Source organism: uncultured Roseobacter sp. (assembly GCF_947495275.1).
Lineage (GTDB): Bacteria > Pseudomonadota > Alphaproteobacteria > Rhodobacterales > Rhodobacteraceae > Roseobacter.
The window spans coordinates 250,993-267,799 of sequence record NZ_CANLYL010000006.1 but is presented as its reverse complement, the minus strand read 5'-3'; the positions used below and the strand labels follow the sequence as shown (position 1 = coordinate 267,799).

Genomic DNA, 16,807 nt, shown 5'->3' with positions numbered 1-16,807 from the left:
GCACGAGGCCCCTCAAGGTTAACCTCCATAACCTCCAATGGCTTCCCAGCAGCAACCGCAACCGCAGCTCGCGTCCTCAGCATCAAAATGATCCCTCATCTTTTTTTGGCGTTTTCACACGCTCATATTCCCGCCAGAGTATGAGCGCCGCAGAGGGGCCAAAACAACTAAGACAATGGTGGGTATTGGGTCAGATGGACAGCTGGGCAAAGGTCGGACATAGTACCTTGCGATACATCGGAAAGGACCGCGATGTTCAGATCCATTGCTCTGGCATATGTGCTCGTTGGGGCCACCCTCCCTGTACAGGCCGCAGATTTCGCAGATCCGACCTGGCCCTGCATTCAGCGGAAGGTTGAAAACCTGTCGCTTGGTCTGATGTGGGCGCTTCCTATTGATCCAGCCGCGATCCCGGAAGACGAAGACCTTGCACAGGAAATGGCCGATTTATCAGGGGCGCTGTCCTTGCGCAGAGTCTCCCTTGATGACTTGCGCCCACAAGTCGAGGATTTCGCGGGACGTCACGGTGGCAACGCGGATATCCTTGGGCAGATATTTGCAAATGTCTTCGAAGGTCTCAACAAGCGACGCTCCCGAATCATCAATGGGATCGGTGATTTCTCGCTGAGCCAAATCGCCCTGGCCGAACAGATCGAAGGCGCGCGGATCGAGATGTCGGCCCAGATGGACAAAGAGGCCCCCGATTTTGACAAGGTGGACGCCCTTGAAGAACAGATAGATTGGGATCAAGTGATCTACACGGATCGACAGCGCTCGATCCAATATCTGTGCGAAACACCCGTGATCATCGAGCGGCGCCTTTTCAGCATCGCACAGCTCCTGCAGCAGCTGGTTCAGGACCAGGGCTGAGATCCCATCACTCCCACTCCAGCTCGGTGAACGCCACGGTGGCGTTGCGCGGATTATAGGCGTCAAAAAGCTGCCAGCGGTCGGCCTCGCTCTGCGCGATCGTTTCCACGGCAGCACCCAATCTCATGCCTGTATCTATTGCTTCGCGTGTGTCCGCTTCGAGCACGCCCAGGTATCGCGTCATGGCAGCGGCGCCCTCGGGCCAGCGCAGGGTCGGGCCCCCGTGCCCGGGCACAATGAGATTAAGCTTAAACGCTTGCAGCTCTGCCATCACAGCTCGCCAGCCACGCAAACTGCCGTCCAGCGCCGGGGTATGCCGGTCAAAAACCAGATCACCAGCAAAAAGCGTGCCCGTTGCCACGTCGAATATGGTGATATCGGTGCCCGTATGCGCCGTGGGCCAAGCCTGCAATCGCAGTGTCCGCCCGCCCAGATCAACCATCATATCATCCTCGACCACCGTATCTACGGCCACCGCACGGGTGCCGAGGAAATCAGCCGTCCCTATCAGACGATCAAGGCTTTCGATATAGTTGCTCGCACGGTCCGCCAGCGCGCGGGACAAATTAGCATGCCCGATCACCTGCGCTTCCGTGGTCGAAAAGGCTGCGGTTCCCAACACGTGATCAGGATGAACATGGGTCAAAATGACATGGCTGACGGGCAGGTTCGTACGTTGCCGGATCGCCCGCCAAACCGCCTCCCCCATCCAGCGCGCAGTGCCGGTATCAATGACCGCAACACTGCTTTCCCCGATCACGAATCCAAGATTTGATGTATCGCCTCGATTGCTTTTGTCAGGCTCCTCAATGGCGCCAACGTGTACAAACACACCATCCGCAACCTCACTGAAACTCAACGCGTCACCCGTCTGCTGACATCGGGCGGCCCCTTTTGCTACAAGCGGAGCCTCTGCTGAAAGATCAGGCGGCTTGGTAATCAAGGCAGCCTCGCAAGATGCGAGGTCCTGCGCCTCATATCCCGGCAGCAGGTGGTCCCTGCAGGGTCCATCCGTGAGGGCGACGCATAGGGCTATGACCGCTTCGAACATCCAATACCTCCGCGGCGGATCGTTTCACATCTTTGGGAGCGAACCAAAGCCGCCTTTGGTCGGTATGTTTTTTTAGCTCAATTTGTGATACTGAGACGCGATTTCGCTGCTGAAGGAGCGCGCATAATGTCAAAACTGTTGGTCACAGCCGCCTTTATAGCTTTGGCGTGCGGCCCCGGCTGGGCCGGTGAAACGGTCAAAAACCCACTTACTGACAGCATCACGTGGGAAGATCTGCGAGGCGATGTCGTTGGCGATGCGGCCTTGGCCTCTGCGGATGGTGTTCTCGAAATTGACGCCCCTTACAGAGCGCATGATGCTGCGACTGTCCCCATTGTGCTGACGCAAGCGGACCCGGAGACACGGATCACGGCTGCAACGGTTGTGGTTGATGAAAACCCCGCGCCTGTTGCGGCGGTCTTTGCCTTTGCCGAAGGCATGGGCGCGCTGGATTTCGAATTGCGCGTCAGGGTCAATCAATACTCCAACGTCCGCGTTATTGCCGAAACCCCTGACGGTCTGAAAATGACCGGCCGCTATGTGAAGGCTTCGGGAGGTTGCTCTGCGCCTGCAACAAAAGACCCGGCTGTGGCTCTCAATTCCATGGGGCAGATGAAACTGCGCAGTTTCGAATCCGGCGCCCTGGTATCGACCCCACGCCGCGAGGCACAGATTATGGTGCGCCATCCGAATTATTCGGGTCTGCAACGTGATCAGATTACCCAGCTATTCATTCCGGCGCATTTCATCGACCATCTGGAGGTCTGGCAGGGAGATGATCTGCTGTTCACCATGGACGGCGGCATCTCGATCTCTGAAAACCCGGTCTTCCGGTTTTCCTATAACGACAATGGATCTACGGCACTGACGGTGAAAGCCACTGACACCGAAGGCAACAGTTGGGAAAACGTATTGCCAAAAGCGGCCAGCAGCTAGGGCGCCCACTGGCTGGTCGCATTGATCGCAGGGAGCGGGGACCCTGCGGTCAATTCTGTTCGCAAGGGATCAAAAACAGACGATTTCTGCCTCCGCTTGGGCACGCCGTAAATCTGCGACCAGATTCTCTGCCATCGCGGCGCTTTGGAAGAATGCCATGCGTTCGCCACCAACCCGACGCATAGAGAGCACCGTTTCGGCCTCAAGATATTGCTCGTAAGGCAGTATCGCGGCTATTTCATCAATGGAGCAGGCGCAACGGTCGAGCATCTCGCGCGTTTGGCCATTTGTCACCATACAGGCAAAGACATAGTCGGCGCGTGCCGCCGTTGGATAGTCGTTGAGTTTTTCCGAAACAGATTGCGCCTGCGCCATGCCCGAGAAAACCACAGCCAAAACAAGCTGTCTGACGCCCCACCTCATTGCGGCGCGTCCAACCGATCAAACCGCAGCTCTGAGCGATAAACCTCGCCGCCGGACGCTTCAGCGATCAGGCTCATATACCAACCCGGCACCTCATCGGACATGGTGACGCGAAGTTCCAGATCACCAAAGCCCTTCATGCGGTCGATATTGGGATCACCATCAAACGGGTAAAGACGCACGGTCTGCGTGGCCACCATGCGACCATTGACCATAGCCTCGCCCACAACAACATCCGATTCCTGGATCAACGCTTCCTTGACCCGATTGCGAATATAGAACGGCGACCCCCCAGCGGCTTCTGCCATATCGCGCACAATGGTTTCGTAGAAATACATGATCATCGGGTTTCCGACACTTGCCGGAAAGGTCCCGAGTTTGCGGTATTTCCCGTCCTGCCGGAACTCCAACAGCGCCATTTCAGATTTCTCGCCGCGAAAACTCAACGCAATATCTCCGGTATCCCGGTCAGCGGCTTCGGGTTTCAGGGAGTTTGTTACCTTTCGCGCGTAGACGAGTTGAGCGCCGCGGTCGATCTGGTCAAGGGTTCCATTGCGGAACAACATGTCATAGGTCGCTTCACCCTCAAGAGGCGTGGCAAGCACCGCGCCCGCCATGAACAAAGTGAACAGCCCCCCCGTCAGAAACTTCAGCATATCAATGTCCTCCCTGAAGGTTAGTTTTATGCCCCTCGGTGCGGCTGTCATCGTCGACCTTGGTCTGTGCTCCGGGTTCGGAAAAAGCTGCTTGTTTGCGCGACTGCACATGCCAGCGAACCTTCCAGTCGATCAAAGGACGCAGGCGCGAGAGCTTCACCGGTTTGGACAGGACCGATACATCCTTTGGCAATCCTTCCCGACGCAGCGCAACACTGCGATCCGCGGTGATCACAATTGCCGGTACAGTTACACCGGTGGCCTCCCTGACCGCGCGAATGCCCTCCACGCCGGTTTCGCCATCATCGAGCTGGTAGTCTGCCAATATGATGTCAGGCGCCATCCCGAGATCGTCCAACATGCTCATCGCCTCAGCGACACCGGCAGCGGCCAGAACGCTCGCGCCCCAGTTTTCCAACCATTGAACCGTACCATAAAGCACATCCGGGTCGTTCTCGATCACCATGACAATATAGTTGAGCGGTACGTCTTCGGTATTATTCAGCAGTTTAGGGGCTTCGACGACTGGCTGCACATTCTTGACCACGTCGATTTCAATGCAAAACACCGACCCAACGCCCGGTTTAGAGCGCACTGAAAGCTGGTGATCCAGTAATCTGCACGCGCGGTCCACCACTGATAGCCCCAGACCCACTCCCGATTCCAACGGCACGTTTTCCGCACGCGTGAATTCATCAAAAATGCGGGTCTGATCCCGGCGGGATATGCCGATGCCGGTGTCCCAGACCTGCAAGGCCACTTTATTGCCTTTGCGCCTGCAGCCCACCAGAACCCGGCCACCCGGTTTGGTGTATTGCACGGCATTCACAACAAGGTTTTGAATGGACCGGAGCAAATAAACCGGATCGGAACGAACCGTCAGCGAGCAGGGGACAACATCAAGACGCACCGCTTTTTGAGCAGCCACCAATTCCTGATCCGCGCGCACACCCTCGATCAACGTCCCAATGTTGACCTCTGCCGGGTCGACCGTATCGGGGTCGGCACTTTCCAGCCTGGAAATATCCAGCAGCGAATGCAAGAGTTGCTCGGCAGAACTGAACGCGCCCTGTAGCCGGTCGACCATGGGCAAAAACGAGGTTTCCCGCGTGGTTTCCTGCAACGTCGAGATCAACAGCTTTGCGGCGTTGATCGGTTGCAACAGATCATGGCTTGCCGCGGCGAGAAATCTTGTCTTGGACGAGACCGCAGCTTCGGCCCGCTCCTTGGCCAAACGCAGTTCTTCTTCGATACGGGCAAGTTGCTGATACTGGACCGTCAGATTTGCGTTTGCCCGGGTCAGTTCGGCCGTTCGCTCCATCACCCGGTTTTCGAGCAGCTCCGTCGAGCGGGTCTCCAAGGTGACGTCTTTGACTTCCACCAGAAAGCCACCGTCGGGCAGCACATTCGCGTGCAGGTCGATGACCCTGTCTGCGCCATGATCCACCCGGCGGCGCAGGAATCCGCGTTTGCGCAATTCGCTGCGCCAACCGTCCACCTGCAACAGGGCATTGTCGGCAATCTGGGCGCGACTGCCCATGAAATCCAGCAATTGTTTCAATGTCACGCCCGGTCGCACAGCCGTCACCGGCAGATCGAGGATTTCGCGGAACCGGGCGTTCTGCATCATCAACTCATCCTGCGCAGAGAAGGTGCAGACCCCCGATCCCATGTTCTGGAACACCGCGCTGAGATAATCCGCCTGCTGGTCAATCAGATGTTCTTTTTCGATACGATTGCGGCGCGCCAAAGCCGTGATCTCTGTAAAAAGAAGCACTGTATTCTCTTCGGACGTCACCTGCGCGCTCATCTGGTACCAACGATCCTGTGTCAGCTCGATCACCAGAGAAACGACTGGGCTGGCCTGATAGCCGCGCGCCAGAACATTCGCCGCATGATCCAGGCTGAGATCCGTCGACACCAGGTGCCTGCTTTGCTGGATCAGGCCAAAGTATCGGTCGAGCTCCAGACCCGGCAAGACCTCGCCGGCAACATCAGGCAGAAGGTTCAGGAAAAGGTCGTTACAGACGTCCAGACGGCCATCGTAGAACAGCGCGAAGCCCTCCTCCATGGCGGACAACGCCTGAGCCAAGCTGTGCCGGGTCCTTTCGGTTTCATGGCGAACCGTTTCCAGCTCACGGCTCTGCGCCGCGACCTTCTGCTGGAGTTCGATCGCGGATTGAAAGGCTTGATAGGCCGAACCGGAAAGCTCTCTCTGACGGCCAGCGCGGCGCATCAGCGCATCAATGATTTTTGCCTGCTTGGAAAGCTGAAGCTCCAATGGGTCCTGGGGATCTATCATGCTCAATTGAGATCCCTTTCCTCCGGCGAGAAGAAAGCAACACCAACAAAGGTCTGGTTCATATGTACGCCGCAGTGTTGTTCGCCGTAGGTGTTGAACCCCAGCACTCTATTGCTGCTCAAAATCGCTGAGACACGCTGACCAAGCTGCTTTTGTTCAATCTCCAGCTTCCGCAGAACGCAATCAAAGCCGAGAATAAAATCGGGTTTGCCCCCCCGGGCGTCCGCAACATCGAGACCCGTTTGCAGAGTTTCTATGATTTCCTGTCCCTGCCCCAGTTTCATGACCAGCCCATCATCGATGGCGGCCAGAAAGGACAATCCACCCGCATCATCCGCATCTGAAATCGCGCGAACGTAGTGCTTGTTGTTGAACTCGACCAGCAAAGGGTTTTCCGCAAAAACCTGCGGACATAGCTCGGAGACCTCGCATCCAACAAGCCGTGCATACTCCGGTGCGGCCAATGCACCGTTGATCTCAAAAACTTTCCGAGCTTCGGGATCGGCTTGGGTGATCACGATCTGCGTCTCGGCGGGCAAAAAGTGATCAAACTCGATGCCGGAGAATGGCAAGTTGGTCTCCAACAACAACAGCACCGCCGCGTCACGATGCGCCTGCCCATTGTGCAATACGTATGTTTCTTCAAACTGCAAATGATCCGCGGCAGATCCGCCAAAAATAGGAAGGTCGTCCAAGACGGTCTCCAGTGTTGAGACCAGGACATCCTCCTGGGCCGACAAACCGTCGGTGAATATCAGACCCAGCCGGTTCCATCCTGCCGTATGGCGAAACTTGCGCATCTGGCGTTGAGCTTCTGCAGCAATGTCCGTTGTGGATTGCGAGGACAGCGGCGTCATCAGCATGGACGCGCAGCGAAAGTGCTTTCTGGGGAAGACCAGCAGCAAGAGAACGTCGGTTTCATACCCCTGCCCCGTGATTTGCCCGGCGGAGGAACATCCGAACACCGGAATGCCGCCCAAACCTGCATTCAGCGCTTGCGCCAATGGCTGAACGTTTCGCCCGCCGGGTGCGAAAGCAAGAACAAAGCACGTCTCTGACGGGTCAACCATCTCCACAAGCTCGGCGACCGCTTCCGCAGGTTCGGTGGCGTCAGAGGTTATCGCCTTTACAAAAGAAGGGTCCGGCGCGTGTCCGATCATTGTTCAAACCCTCAATTGTTGAGGAACGCGCGGGCTTCAGGCTCCAGTCCGGGTTGCGCAGCGATCGCCCCCTCCACCATGACGACCGCCTGGGTCCGGTTACGCGCACCCAACCGACGCAAAAGTGCCGTGATATGCGCCTTTACGGTGGCCTCGGCCAGCGAGAGTTCATATGCAATTTGCTTGTTCGGTTTGCCCCGGCATATCAGCTTCATGATTTTTTGCTGCTGCGGGGTTAACTCCTGCAAGATCGGGTGTACCTTTTCAGCGGGCGCGCACCCTTCCCTATCGCCCTGAATCCGGTAATCTTCCGGCACATAGATGTGCCCTGCGGTAATTTCGGCAAGAACAGCTTTGAGTTTGGTTGCTGATGCGTCTTTGGGCAGGAAACCTGATGCGCCCTGCCGGATCAGCGATTGCACGAGATCCACGGAAGCCAGGGAAGAAATGACCAGAATATGGGCCCCCGGGATCTGGGCGCGTAGTTTGTCAAAACCAGATATTCCCGACACATCGGGCAGTTTGAGATCAAACATCACCAATTCCGGCGAAAATCCGTTTGCAATGATGTCCAATGCCGCCCCGAGGCTGCTGGCTTTGTGGATATCGCAATCTGCGTAGATCAAGTCCAAAGCAGCTTCGAGCGCATCGCTATATAGCGGATGGTCGTCCACAATCAGTATTCTGGACACAGCTTCCTGTGCGACCGGCGATGTCGCATGTTTCATCTTGGCAATCCTCCCACCAAAGAAACTATCGGGAAAATTCAAGTTTTCAACAACTTAAAAGACGCAATGCGCGACTAACGCCAAAAAACGCCCACTATTCAGAACAGTATTGGGAAATAAATTTTCTGTGCTCGCCCGGCATTCATCGGGCATGTTCCGTGGGGATGGCCAGAAAGCGGCGAACAAATTCCGCAAGGACCGGTGGCGCGGCGTTCGGATCGCAGATCGACGCATCCAGATCAGACAAGAGTTGCGCACGCACTGCATGCCCCCCATCCCGCGTCATAAGCGCTGCTGCATGCCGACGCACCTCAATCAGCTCTCCTTTCCTCGCTGCCTGGCGCAGGCGGCGGCGCAAAGGGTCAAATAGCTTAAACCGGCTGAGCGCTGAAGCCCCAACCAGCCGCCAGCCTGAATGGGCGATCGCAAATCCAGTCACGAACACCAGCACCGCCAACGCCGCCGCTGGCCAGTCAGGAAGGCGGGCGGGCTCCAAGACAGGCGCAGTCTGTTGCCTGCCCTGCGGGACAGCCTTTCCATAGGCCACACGTTGCGCCGAGATCGATACCGTCTGCATTTGTCGTGTCACAGTATCGAAGTACTGAAAACTTATCGGCTCAACGATGGCGGAATTGTCGTTGCCGGGTCGCACCGTCCATCGCCAAAAGGAATAGGAAATCGGCCCGGCGGGAGAGAGCTCCGCCAACCGTTTGTCCGGATGGGGAAAAATCATGCCCGATGGTGAATTCAAATCAGGCATCGGCGGTATCATTTCCGGCGTGACCCCCAGCGCTTCGATCCTGATAACCCGCAACACACCTTCGCCCGGTTCAAGCTGGTCGGGTGCATTCGACCATTGGTCCGATATCTTCAGGGATTTAACGGGAAACCACCAACCCTCAATGGCCGGTGCAGGAGCGACCGTGATGGTCACCGGTTCTGAATAGATTGGATGCTCAAACCAATCGTCGCGTTCATCTGTCAGAGTCAGGTTATGGGTAAAAGCCCCGATGGTCAGATCACCGGCCCGGTCAGGATAGATCGCCATGCGGCGCGTCAGGGTTTTAACCTTTTCACCGTTCAACCTTTCATCACGCCAGGTGTCCGGCCCCAATTGGGTCCAACTGAACCCGTCTAAATCAGGTTGGGTTAGCATTTCTCGTGTGATGTGCCGCCGGTAGATACCCCGAATGGTGATCAGAACCATTTCGCGCACAAAGGGGGTATGATCTGTCTGTTCGACAGTCACCGCTAGGCTCAGTTCATTGGGCAGAACGGCTTTGGTCTGTGCGGAAACCGCAAACGGCCAGAGCAAGAAGATTAAGGTCCACGCTACTCTCATTCCGGGGTCTCCGCCGCCGGAGGAGACAGTCCCAACTTGATCCGCCGCTTATGCTCTTGAGCTATCCGGGCCGCCAGAAACTCTCCGGGAACATCCGACAGAAGCCTCAACCACCGATCATCGGCCACGATGAATTTGTCATCGAAGACCTGCCTGACGCCCAAACGGCCGCGACTGTCCAATTGCGCCAGACCCAACATGGTATTGTTGTTCGTCACCTCGCTGCCCGTGCCCGCTGCGCGGGCGTCACCTCGCGCGATGAAACTTTCTGCGGTGGGGCCGTCCTTGCGTTCCGCAAAAAGGCTCAGGGTCTCAGCATCTATGCCAAGCCCGGCATAGAATGCCGCCAATACATCGAAATTGGCCTGAGCATCCGGGTGACCCCGGGCGATTGCCTGATCAAACGCCTCCAGACCCGCCGCGTGATTGCCAAGGAAAGCTTCGGCAATGCCGAGGTTATTGAATTCATCAGCCTCTTCGAATGACCGCGCAGCCGATTTATAAGCACCCGCTCGAAACTGGGCGACACCGCGCCAATCCGCAGTCGAAAAGAGCGGCGCGGCCAATGAAGGAAACCCTGCGGCAAGAAGCACGCGGGCCAGAGGCGCCGTGCCGCCAAGAAAAAACGAGGCACTCAGGGCAACAACAACCACGATCGCCAACCCTCTCATGATGGCTGCCGCCTGAACAACAAGAGCAGCGGCAGAAGCGCCAGCGCCAGCAGATAGCGACCCATATCTTTCCAGAACAGCAATGGATAGTCCTGCGCTTCCAACCGCGTGCGGGCATCGGCCTGTAGCCAACGTAAGAGCGTCTCGGATTGATCAAGGGCAAATACTTCTCCACCACCCGCACGCGCGTGCGTGTCAAAGGCAGCGGTCGGCGTATCAATTGAGATAAGTGACACACGAGCACCCAGTTCTGAAATCGCGGCAGTTTCGCGCAACGAGGCGGGGCCCAGACCAGCCCCATCGGTCAAAAGAATGACGTCTCCGGCGATGACCTGTGCGTCTAACAGCAATTGCACCGCCAACGCCAGCGCGCGCTCGGGGCGCGATCCCCGGTCAGGCACCAATGCCGCATCAAGAAGCGAGAACGTCTGGCCCAGCTGCAAATGATCCAGCGTCATATCGGTAGCCACATATGCGTCACCCGCGAAGACGATCAGAGCACCCGGGCGTGTTCCCAAGGATGCAAGCCCGAAGCGACCCATCGTTTGCAATTGCGGCCAGTTGGAATGTTCGGTCACGCTGCCAGATACATCGACCACAAAAACCACACCATCCAGATTGCGAAACGAGAGCGTATCGCGCCGTTCCAAAGCTGGTCCGGCCAAAGCAACGACGCTGATCAGCACAACGGTAAGGATAGCCCAAAGCGGTCCACGGCTTGCCTGATTGTCTACCCGTCCCAGCGCGGTCATGGCCTGTAGCAGCGCGGTATCCGCAGCGCGCTGCCAATCGCCCAATCCGCCGCGGCGTGTTGCCAGCCACCACGCCGCGATCCCCAAAACCGGCAGTGTCAGAAGCCACATTGGCCTGAGCAATGTGAAATCGAGCGCGGTCACGTCAAATCCCGCCATGCAAGCAAGAGCGAGAGGATGATCGACGCACCCGCCGGCCAAATCCAGTAATCCCGATAGACTTCCGCCGCCAGACCGTCACCATCCGTTGCTTCCAGCGCATCGAGCGCTTGCATGACGGAAATTAAATCATCCGTTGTGCGCACCCGGAAACTTTCGCCCCCCGAGATGTCGGAAATCGCGCGTAAGGTGGCCGCATCAACCACCCCACGTTCACCGGCCTCCGCAGTCGTCAGATCTTTGGGACCCAGGGCAATGGTATGCACGCGGACACCCATCTGTGCGGCCAGTTCCGCCACGCCGCGCGGATTTGTGGCGCCTGCATTGTTGACGCCATCTGACAGCAGGATGACCACCCGAGAGACCGCATCGCTGGTGGACAGGCGTTTGAGTGCCAGACCTAAGCCGTCTGAAATATTCGTTGCACGTCCGGAAATGCCGATCGCCGCCTCTTCGATCCGTCGCGCCACGGCTTCGGTATCAAATGAAAACGGGGCGGCGAAATAGGCTTCTGAGCCAAAAACAACCAGCGCCAACCGGTCCCCTGCTCTGCGACGCGCGAAATCCGCCCCAACCGTTGTCACAGCTTCCAACCGCGTGACCTGCCGACCGTCGAGATCGAAATCGTCGCGTACCATGGAGCCGGATAAATCCAGTACAATCGCCAGATCGCGCCCCGACACCTTTAGCGCAGAGACCGGGGCAAGATCGCGAGGGCCGGAGAGCGCAATGACCAGCAATGCCCAGATCAACCAAGGCAACCCCTGTCGTGAACTTATCCGGAAAGCGTCAGCGCGCCCCTGCCCCGCTGCCACCAACCCCGCGCCAACACGATCAGGCACACGCAGCGCGCCGCCAGAAACCTGACCCACGCGCAAAATTCGTGCGGCCAACAACGGCAAGGGCAACAGCAGCAAAACCCATGGATCGGCGAGATCAAGCAAGGCGTGCTACCTCCGCCTCCAAGGCATCGTTCTCCAGCTCGTTTCCCGGAACGTAGAGATTGGATGCAACTTCTACATACCGATCTGGTGCGTGGCTGCGCAAAAGATGGAGCAGTGCTACTCGCCGATCCCCCTCTCTCAATCCGCGCAATTCGGCAAGCCTGTCGGTCATTGTCTGCGGCACAGGCGCGCGCGCGCGTTGGCTCACCAATCGCAGCATCCCGGCCACCAGCAGCGCCGCCAGGGCAGACAATCCTACGATCAGCGCCAGCTCTGCAACGACGCCGCCCGCTGCATCTGCGGGCAGGCGGATGTCTCGCAAACTGCTCAGCATCGCAGCTTCGCTCAGCGCCCGGTCGGTCATGCCGCCTGCTCCCTTTGGAAGACCGTCCGAATTCGACGCGCTGTTTGCTCCACCGGCTCTCCCGCGTCCAGCGTGAGTGCCGGGTAGCCTGCAATCGACTGGACGGGCGGAAATTCAGCCCCCCCTGCCCCGCCAAGTGATAATCGCAATCGACGCCCGTCCACCAATCGCACCGGATAGCGCCCACGTGGCATGTGGCTGGTGCTTTGATCCGTGATCAGAACCAAACGGGGGGTGCGCCGTCGTGCGAGGGCATTCAGTCGGTCCGCGAGACCGGGCCCTGGCGTATCGAAGCCAGAGGCGATGATCAGTTCGGCCCCTGAAGGGGCCAGTTTTTCCGCCCGGGAAAGCCCGATATCCAACGCCTGCGTCTGGGCTCCATTTCCAGCCATCGCAGCAAGGCTGTTGGCATGGGCCTCGACCATACCACCAATGACATCGAGCATACCTCTTGCCCGCCCACGCGGCGGCACGATCACTGATCCCTTATATGTTATCGCTAACAGTCCTACGCGTCCACCGCTTTCCACGATGCTCCAACCAATCAGACTGAGGGCCTCAGCAGCAGCGACGGATCGAAATGCCCGTCGTAACCCCCAGAACATGGCGGGCCGGAAATCAGCAATCAGCAAACTGACCCTGTCGCGTTCCTCCTGAAATTGGCGAATGTGCAAACGACCGGTTCGGGCAGTTGAATTGCGATCCAAATGACGAACATCATCCCCCGCCACGTATTCGCGCATGTCAGCCACTTCCAACCCATGCCCCTTGCGCCGCGTCGCGTAGCCGCCGGGTAGATTAGCCAGAACCGGTGCCGTTTCAGCATTCATGATCACCCGGCGCAGCGCAATCAGCGCATCTGAGCGCAAAGCGATACCGGGAGCATCAAGCGCCGCCGTCACAGGGGTTCCACGGCGGAGACGATGTCGGCGATCAAGTCTCTCGGTCGGCGACCATCCGCAACCGCGCGCCAACTCAGCACCAGCCGATGCGCCAGCGTATCTGCTGCCAGAGCCGCGACATCTTCCGGCATAGCGTAGTCACGTCCCTTCAGATACGCACGCGCACGCGCCGAAGCTGCAAGGGCCAAAGTTCCGCGGGGGGAAACAGCATGTTCAACATCTTCTGACAGGGACCCCTGCCGTGTGGCATCAACCAGACGCACGATATAGTCGCGCAACTCCGGCGCCAGATGAACGCCACGCACGGCTTCACGTGCCTCAGACAGCTTGTCGAGCGACATCGGCTCAAATGGAACAACGCCCTCCTGCCCCTCAGACTCCACAAGATCAAGGATACGCCTTTCCGTATCGATATCAGGTAGTTGCAGAACCACATGCAGCATGAACCGGTCGAGTTGGGCTTCGGGCAGCGGAAAGGTACCATCGTGCTCAATCGGATTCTGAGTGGCGACGACAAGGAAGGGATCCGACAACTTGTGGGTGTCATTCCCCACCGTTACCTGATGCTCGGCCATCGCCTCAAGCAGCGCTGATTGTACCTTGGGCGGTGCGCGGTTGATCTCGTCAACCAGTACGAGATTATTGAACACCGGTCCCTGAACAAACTCGAACCCCGCGTTCTGTGGTCGGTAAACCAAGGTTCCGGTCAGATCGGATGGCATAAGATCAGGCGTGCACTGTATCCGCGCGAAACTTCCCTCAACCGCATCCGACAACCACTTGACCGCCCGCGTCTTTGCCAGGCCCGGCGCGCCTTCGACAAGCATGTGGCCGCCTGCCAAAAGAGAGACCAGCAGTCTTTCGATCAGATACTCATGTCCGACAAGACCAGAGGACAAATGTGAAACAAGCGTTGCAACGCCCGATGGTGTCGTGTCTGATCTGGTGTCCATTGGTCCCCCTGACCACATATGTGGATGACCATCTGCACCGAAGCTAACGGGACTTACCAGAACCGCAAATACCCATTTAGGTATTAACCCTGTCCCTCAAATCACAAGCGACACGTCGGGTCAAAGAGTGCAGCCAGCTGAGGATCAGCCATGGTAGCGAGGGCACGTGCAAACAACTGATCGTAGTTCTGGTCGACATAATCAATAAAGCCCGGTTCGGTGGTCTGGTCCACCGGCGCTTCGGCCACGGCATGCAGCATAAAGACGTCGAACGTGCAAAGCCCTGTCGGGTTGGAACTGACCAAGGCCCGCATGAACGCTCGGGAACTCCAGGGAAGGCGGTGCAGATTGAGTGGCGTCTCCTGCAGTTTTGACTGAAACGCGGCTGTGCGATCGAACAGCAAGATGTCCATTCCGAAGGTAAAGGACTGAAACAGCTCCTCAATGAGGATGGATTTATAAAATGCTGTCTCAAGCGACCCAAGCTCATTCAAGGCGGGTTGCTTGACCATGATATGTGTTCCCTGCCCGCGTCGGCCAAAAAACGTTTGCGCCATGGCGGGAGATGACGCCGCGAAATCCCCTCTCGCCGGCAAACCCAATTGGTAAACCTTGTTCATCCAGCGCAGATCGGCGGAAAGATCCCGGTTTGGGGGATGGCCGGAATAAAGCCGCAGCACCACCGTTCTACCAGAACCGCAATTCGCCGCGCTGCGCCCCGCATAGCGCATCGGCATGCGCTTTCCGAAGGCGTGCAAAGCAAGGCTTCGGAAAGCATTGATGATTGTGATCGACGCTTCATGAGGTCTTTCGCCGACGAGACATAGGCTCGCGCCTGCAAGGTCCTTCCCATGAATATGGACGGGGATCGACAAATCCCGCCCCACCATTGTCGTCCTCAGCTCGTAACTCCATCCCCGCCGCGCCAAATCCACGTAGGCTGCCCGATCCGCAGCCAGAGGCGAGGATACCAACGCAATTACCAGAGACAAAAACCAAAGAACCCGCACTGCCTTCTCCTTTGACGGAGGAACCTAGCTCCTGAGTTCCGTTGCGTCCACAATTACCACCCACCGGCAGCAGTTTTCACCAATATATCGCGGCAAGCTGAAATCAGCCGCGCCAGTTTTGCTAGCACTCATTTTCGGCGAAATCTCGATGAAGCACGCAATGGATTTGAGGCAGCTTTCAGTGTCAAACTTGAGACTGGAGGGTTAGAAGATTCCCATCACCATCGCCATACTCGGCGCAGTTAACAGCTGTTAACAGTAGCGCGCTATGCCATGCCCCTTGTGGCCCGAGAAGGTACAGGCACAATCTGTGGATAAAATCCTTGACTTAGCAGGGTGAATCGCGGCCTTTAAGAGTCAAGTTGCGCAAATAAGCCAATTCGAGCAAAGAAAAGACAACCATGTTCCAAACGTCACCCATTGAGGCGGCCACTCAATCTGACCTTACGCGTGAGATGGCGACGCGTCTACACACGGCTTTGACCACCCACCTTCAGCAGGCATACGCGCCGGACCAACGCAAACACCTGCGAAATTTCAGCGCGACCGAAGTCGCCGACCTGCTGGGCGTTACGGGCCAATTCCTGCGGAAGTGCCACTCCGATGGATCTCTCCCCGAGCCTACCATCATCAGGAATGGCCGTCGGTTCTACTCCGGTGATGAAATCCTGCGGGCCCGGCAAACGCTCGAGGAGGGCTCGCGTTCGGCGGGCAAATACCTTCCTGGTCGCCGTGGAGACGACAAGCTGCAAGTTATTCAACTGATGAATTTCAAAGGCGGCTCAGCCAAGTCCACATCGGCAATCCACCTATGTCATTACCTCGCGCTGAACGGATACCGCACACTCGCGATCGACCTCGACCCGCAGGGCAGTCTGACCGGATTTTGTGGCATACAAACAGAGCTCGAGTTCGACGGGGCATCAATTTACGATGCGCTGCGCTACGATGACCCGCTGCCCATGTCCGATGCGATCGTACGCACTTACTTTCCAGGTTTACATCTCTCGCCAGCACGTCTTGTCCTGAGTGAGTTTGAAACGGAAACCGCGGTGAACGCAGGGCGGGGTGTCGCATTTTTTGAGAGACTAAGCCGCGCAATAGAGACCGTTCAGCATGACTACGATGTCGTGATCATTGATAGCCCCCCTGCTCTCGGATTTCTGACCCTCACCGGGCTTTATGCAGCCACTTCCGTGATTGTTCCGATGACACCCAGCATGTTAGATCTGGCTTCGACACAACAGTTTGTCGAGATGACGTCCGCGTATCTTGGGGTCATCGAAGACACAGGGGTTCAGCTTGATCATGATTTCTTCTCTTTCCTGATCACGCGAGACGATCCAAGTGACATTCCAAGTCAGCAAATCGTCAGCCTGATGCGCGCTCTTTTCCAGGATCGCGTTGTTGCGGCGACCGGCTTGCGCAGCACCGCGATCGCCGATGCGGCAATGCTTAAAATGTCAATCTATGAAGTCATACGGGCCGAAATGACACGTTCGACGTATGACCGGGCTCGCAGCAGCATGGATGCAGTGGGGGCCGAGGTGGCGCAAATGATCCAACAGGCTTGGGGGCGGTAAT

The 16,807-nt window shown here is 57.4% G+C and carries 17 protein-coding genes; 3 read left to right on the top strand and 14 right to left on the bottom strand.

Annotated elements, in window-relative coordinates:
* Positions 1-252: 252 nt before the first annotated feature.
* Positions 253-870: a hypothetical protein gene (locus Q0802_RS13550; protein WP_298919170.1), complete on the top strand. Its 618-nt coding sequence runs from the start codon at positions 253-255 to the stop codon at positions 868-870.
* A gap of 7 nt (positions 871-877) precedes the next feature.
* Here the strand turns inward: Q0802_RS13550 and Q0802_RS13545 are convergent, their stop codons facing one another.
* Positions 878-1,921: a quinoprotein relay system zinc metallohydrolase 2 gene (locus Q0802_RS13545; protein WP_298919169.1), complete on the bottom strand. Its 1,044-nt coding sequence runs from the start codon at positions 1,919-1,921 to the stop codon at positions 878-880.
* A gap of 126 nt (positions 1,922-2,047) precedes the next feature.
* Here Q0802_RS13545 and Q0802_RS13540 point away from each other — a divergent pair, with 126 nt between their 5' ends.
* Positions 2,048-2,857 (top strand): quinoprotein dehydrogenase-associated SoxYZ-like carrier, encoded by an 810-nt coding sequence (locus tag Q0802_RS13540; RefSeq protein WP_298919167.1) that lies wholly within the window; start codon positions 2,048-2,050, stop codon positions 2,855-2,857.
* Between the two features lie 69 nt (positions 2,858-2,926).
* On the opposite strand, the gene Q0802_RS13535 is transcribed toward Q0802_RS13540, so the two are convergent.
* From Q0802_RS13535 to Q0802_RS13475, 13 genes are all read right to left on the bottom strand, one after another.
* Positions 2,927-3,280, bottom strand: coding sequence for a hypothetical protein (locus Q0802_RS13535; RefSeq protein WP_298919165.1), 354 nt, complete (start codon positions 3,278-3,280; stop codon positions 2,927-2,929).
* Entirely contained in the window at positions 3,277-3,936 is a 660-nt protein-coding gene (locus Q0802_RS13530) for a hypothetical protein (protein ID WP_298919163.1), read from the bottom strand. Before Q0802_RS13530 ends, Q0802_RS13535 begins: the two co-directional genes overlap by 4 nt.
* A 1-nt stretch (position 3,937) precedes the next feature.
* Positions 3,938-6,238, bottom strand: a complete 2,301-nt coding sequence (locus tag Q0802_RS13525) for a PAS-domain containing protein (RefSeq protein ID WP_298919161.1) — start codon at positions 6,236-6,238, stop codon at positions 3,938-3,940.
* A 2-nt stretch (positions 6,239-6,240) separates the two neighbouring features.
* Entirely contained in the window at positions 6,241-7,398 is a 1,158-nt protein-coding gene (locus Q0802_RS13520) for an FIST N-terminal domain-containing protein (RefSeq protein WP_298919159.1), read from the bottom strand.
* Positions 7,399-7,409: 11 nt separating this feature from the next.
* Positions 7,410-8,126, bottom strand: a complete 717-nt coding sequence (locus tag Q0802_RS13515) for a response regulator transcription factor (RefSeq protein WP_298919157.1) — start codon at positions 8,124-8,126, stop codon at positions 7,410-7,412.
* 142 nt (positions 8,127-8,268) lie between these two features.
* The gene (locus tag Q0802_RS13510; RefSeq protein ID WP_298919155.1) at positions 8,269-9,468 is read right to left on the bottom strand and encodes a hypothetical protein; all 1,200 of its coding nucleotides are present in this window, start codon (positions 9,466-9,468) and stop codon (positions 8,269-8,271) included.
* On the bottom strand, positions 9,465-10,139 hold the full coding sequence (locus tag Q0802_RS13505) for a hypothetical protein (protein WP_298919153.1): 675 nt from the start codon (positions 10,137-10,139) through the stop codon (positions 9,465-9,467). Before Q0802_RS13505 ends, Q0802_RS13510 begins: the two co-directional genes overlap by 4 nt.
* A complete protein-coding gene (locus tag Q0802_RS13500) occupies positions 10,136-11,035 on the bottom strand; it encodes a VWA domain-containing protein (protein ID WP_298919151.1) in 900 nt (299 codons plus the stop codon). The genes Q0802_RS13505 and Q0802_RS13500 overlap by 4 nt, the downstream gene beginning before the upstream one ends.
* Positions 11,032-11,994: a VWA domain-containing protein gene (locus tag Q0802_RS13495; RefSeq protein ID WP_298919149.1), complete on the bottom strand. Its 963-nt coding sequence runs from the start codon at positions 11,992-11,994 to the stop codon at positions 11,032-11,034. The genes Q0802_RS13500 and Q0802_RS13495 overlap by 4 nt, the downstream gene beginning before the upstream one ends.
* A complete protein-coding gene (locus Q0802_RS13490; protein ID WP_298919148.1) occupies positions 11,987-12,358 on the bottom strand; it encodes a hypothetical protein in 372 nt (123 codons plus the stop codon). Before Q0802_RS13490 ends, Q0802_RS13495 begins: the two co-directional genes overlap by 8 nt.
* Entirely contained in the window at positions 12,355-13,260 is a 906-nt protein-coding gene (locus Q0802_RS13485) for a DUF58 domain-containing protein (RefSeq protein WP_298919145.1), read from the bottom strand. Before Q0802_RS13485 ends, Q0802_RS13490 begins: the two co-directional genes overlap by 4 nt.
* On the bottom strand, positions 13,257-14,213 hold the full coding sequence (locus Q0802_RS13480; RefSeq protein ID WP_298919142.1) for an AAA family ATPase: 957 nt from the start codon (positions 14,211-14,213) through the stop codon (positions 13,257-13,259). The genes Q0802_RS13485 and Q0802_RS13480 overlap by 4 nt, the downstream gene beginning before the upstream one ends.
* A 101-nt stretch (positions 14,214-14,314) precedes the next feature.
* Complete coding sequence (locus Q0802_RS13475; protein ID WP_298919139.1) at positions 14,315-15,223, bottom strand: hypothetical protein; 909 nt, start codon at positions 15,221-15,223, stop codon at positions 14,315-14,317.
* Positions 15,224-15,624: 401 nt separating this feature from the next.
* On the opposite strand from Q0802_RS13475, the gene repA reads away from it, so the two are divergent.
* Positions 15,625-16,806: a plasmid partitioning protein RepA gene (gene repA, locus Q0802_RS13470; protein ID WP_298919136.1), complete on the top strand. Its 1,182-nt coding sequence runs from the start codon at positions 15,625-15,627 to the stop codon at positions 16,804-16,806.
* The last annotated feature ends 1 nt before the right edge of the window (position 16,807 follow it).

Coding starts and splice junctions, on each gene's coding strand:
- Q0802_RS13515 (WP_298919157.1), bottom strand. CDS start 8,126: ATGAAACATGCGACATCGCCGGTCGCACAGGAAGCTGTGTCCAGAATA.
- Q0802_RS13540 (WP_298919167.1), top strand. CDS start 2,048: ATGTCAAAACTGTTGGTCACAGCCGCCTTTATAGCTTTGGCGTGCGGC.
- Q0802_RS13520 (WP_298919159.1), bottom strand. CDS start 7,398: ATGATCGGACACGCGCCGGACCCTTCTTTTGTAAAGGCGATAACCTCT.
- Q0802_RS13530 (WP_298919163.1), bottom strand. CDS start 3,936: ATGCTGAAGTTTCTGACGGGGGGGCTGTTCACTTTGTTCATGGCGGGC.
- repA (WP_298919136.1), top strand. CDS start 15,625: ATGTTCCAAACGTCACCCATTGAGGCGGCCACTCAATCTGACCTTACG.
- Q0802_RS13490 (WP_298919148.1), bottom strand. CDS start 12,358: ATGACCGACCGGGCGCTGAGCGAAGCTGCGATGCTGAGCAGTTTGCGA.
- Q0802_RS13535 (WP_298919165.1), bottom strand. CDS start 3,280: ATGAGGTGGGGCGTCAGACAGCTTGTTTTGGCTGTGGTTTTCTCGGGC.
- Q0802_RS13545 (WP_298919169.1), bottom strand. CDS start 1,921: ATGTTCGAAGCGGTCATAGCCCTATGCGTCGCCCTCACGGATGGACCC.
- Q0802_RS13525 (WP_298919161.1), bottom strand. CDS start 6,238: ATGATAGATCCCCAGGACCCATTGGAGCTTCAGCTTTCCAAGCAGGCA.
- Q0802_RS13505 (WP_298919153.1), bottom strand. CDS start 10,139: ATGAGAGGGTTGGCGATCGTGGTTGTTGTTGCCCTGAGTGCCTCGTTT.
- Q0802_RS13550 (WP_298919170.1), top strand. CDS start 253: ATGTTCAGATCCATTGCTCTGGCATATGTGCTCGTTGGGGCCACCCTC.
- Q0802_RS13480 (WP_298919142.1), bottom strand. CDS start 14,213: ATGGACACCAGATCAGACACGACACCATCGGGCGTTGCAACGCTTGTT.
- Q0802_RS13510 (WP_298919155.1), bottom strand. CDS start 9,468: ATGAGAGTAGCGTGGACCTTAATCTTCTTGCTCTGGCCGTTTGCGGTT.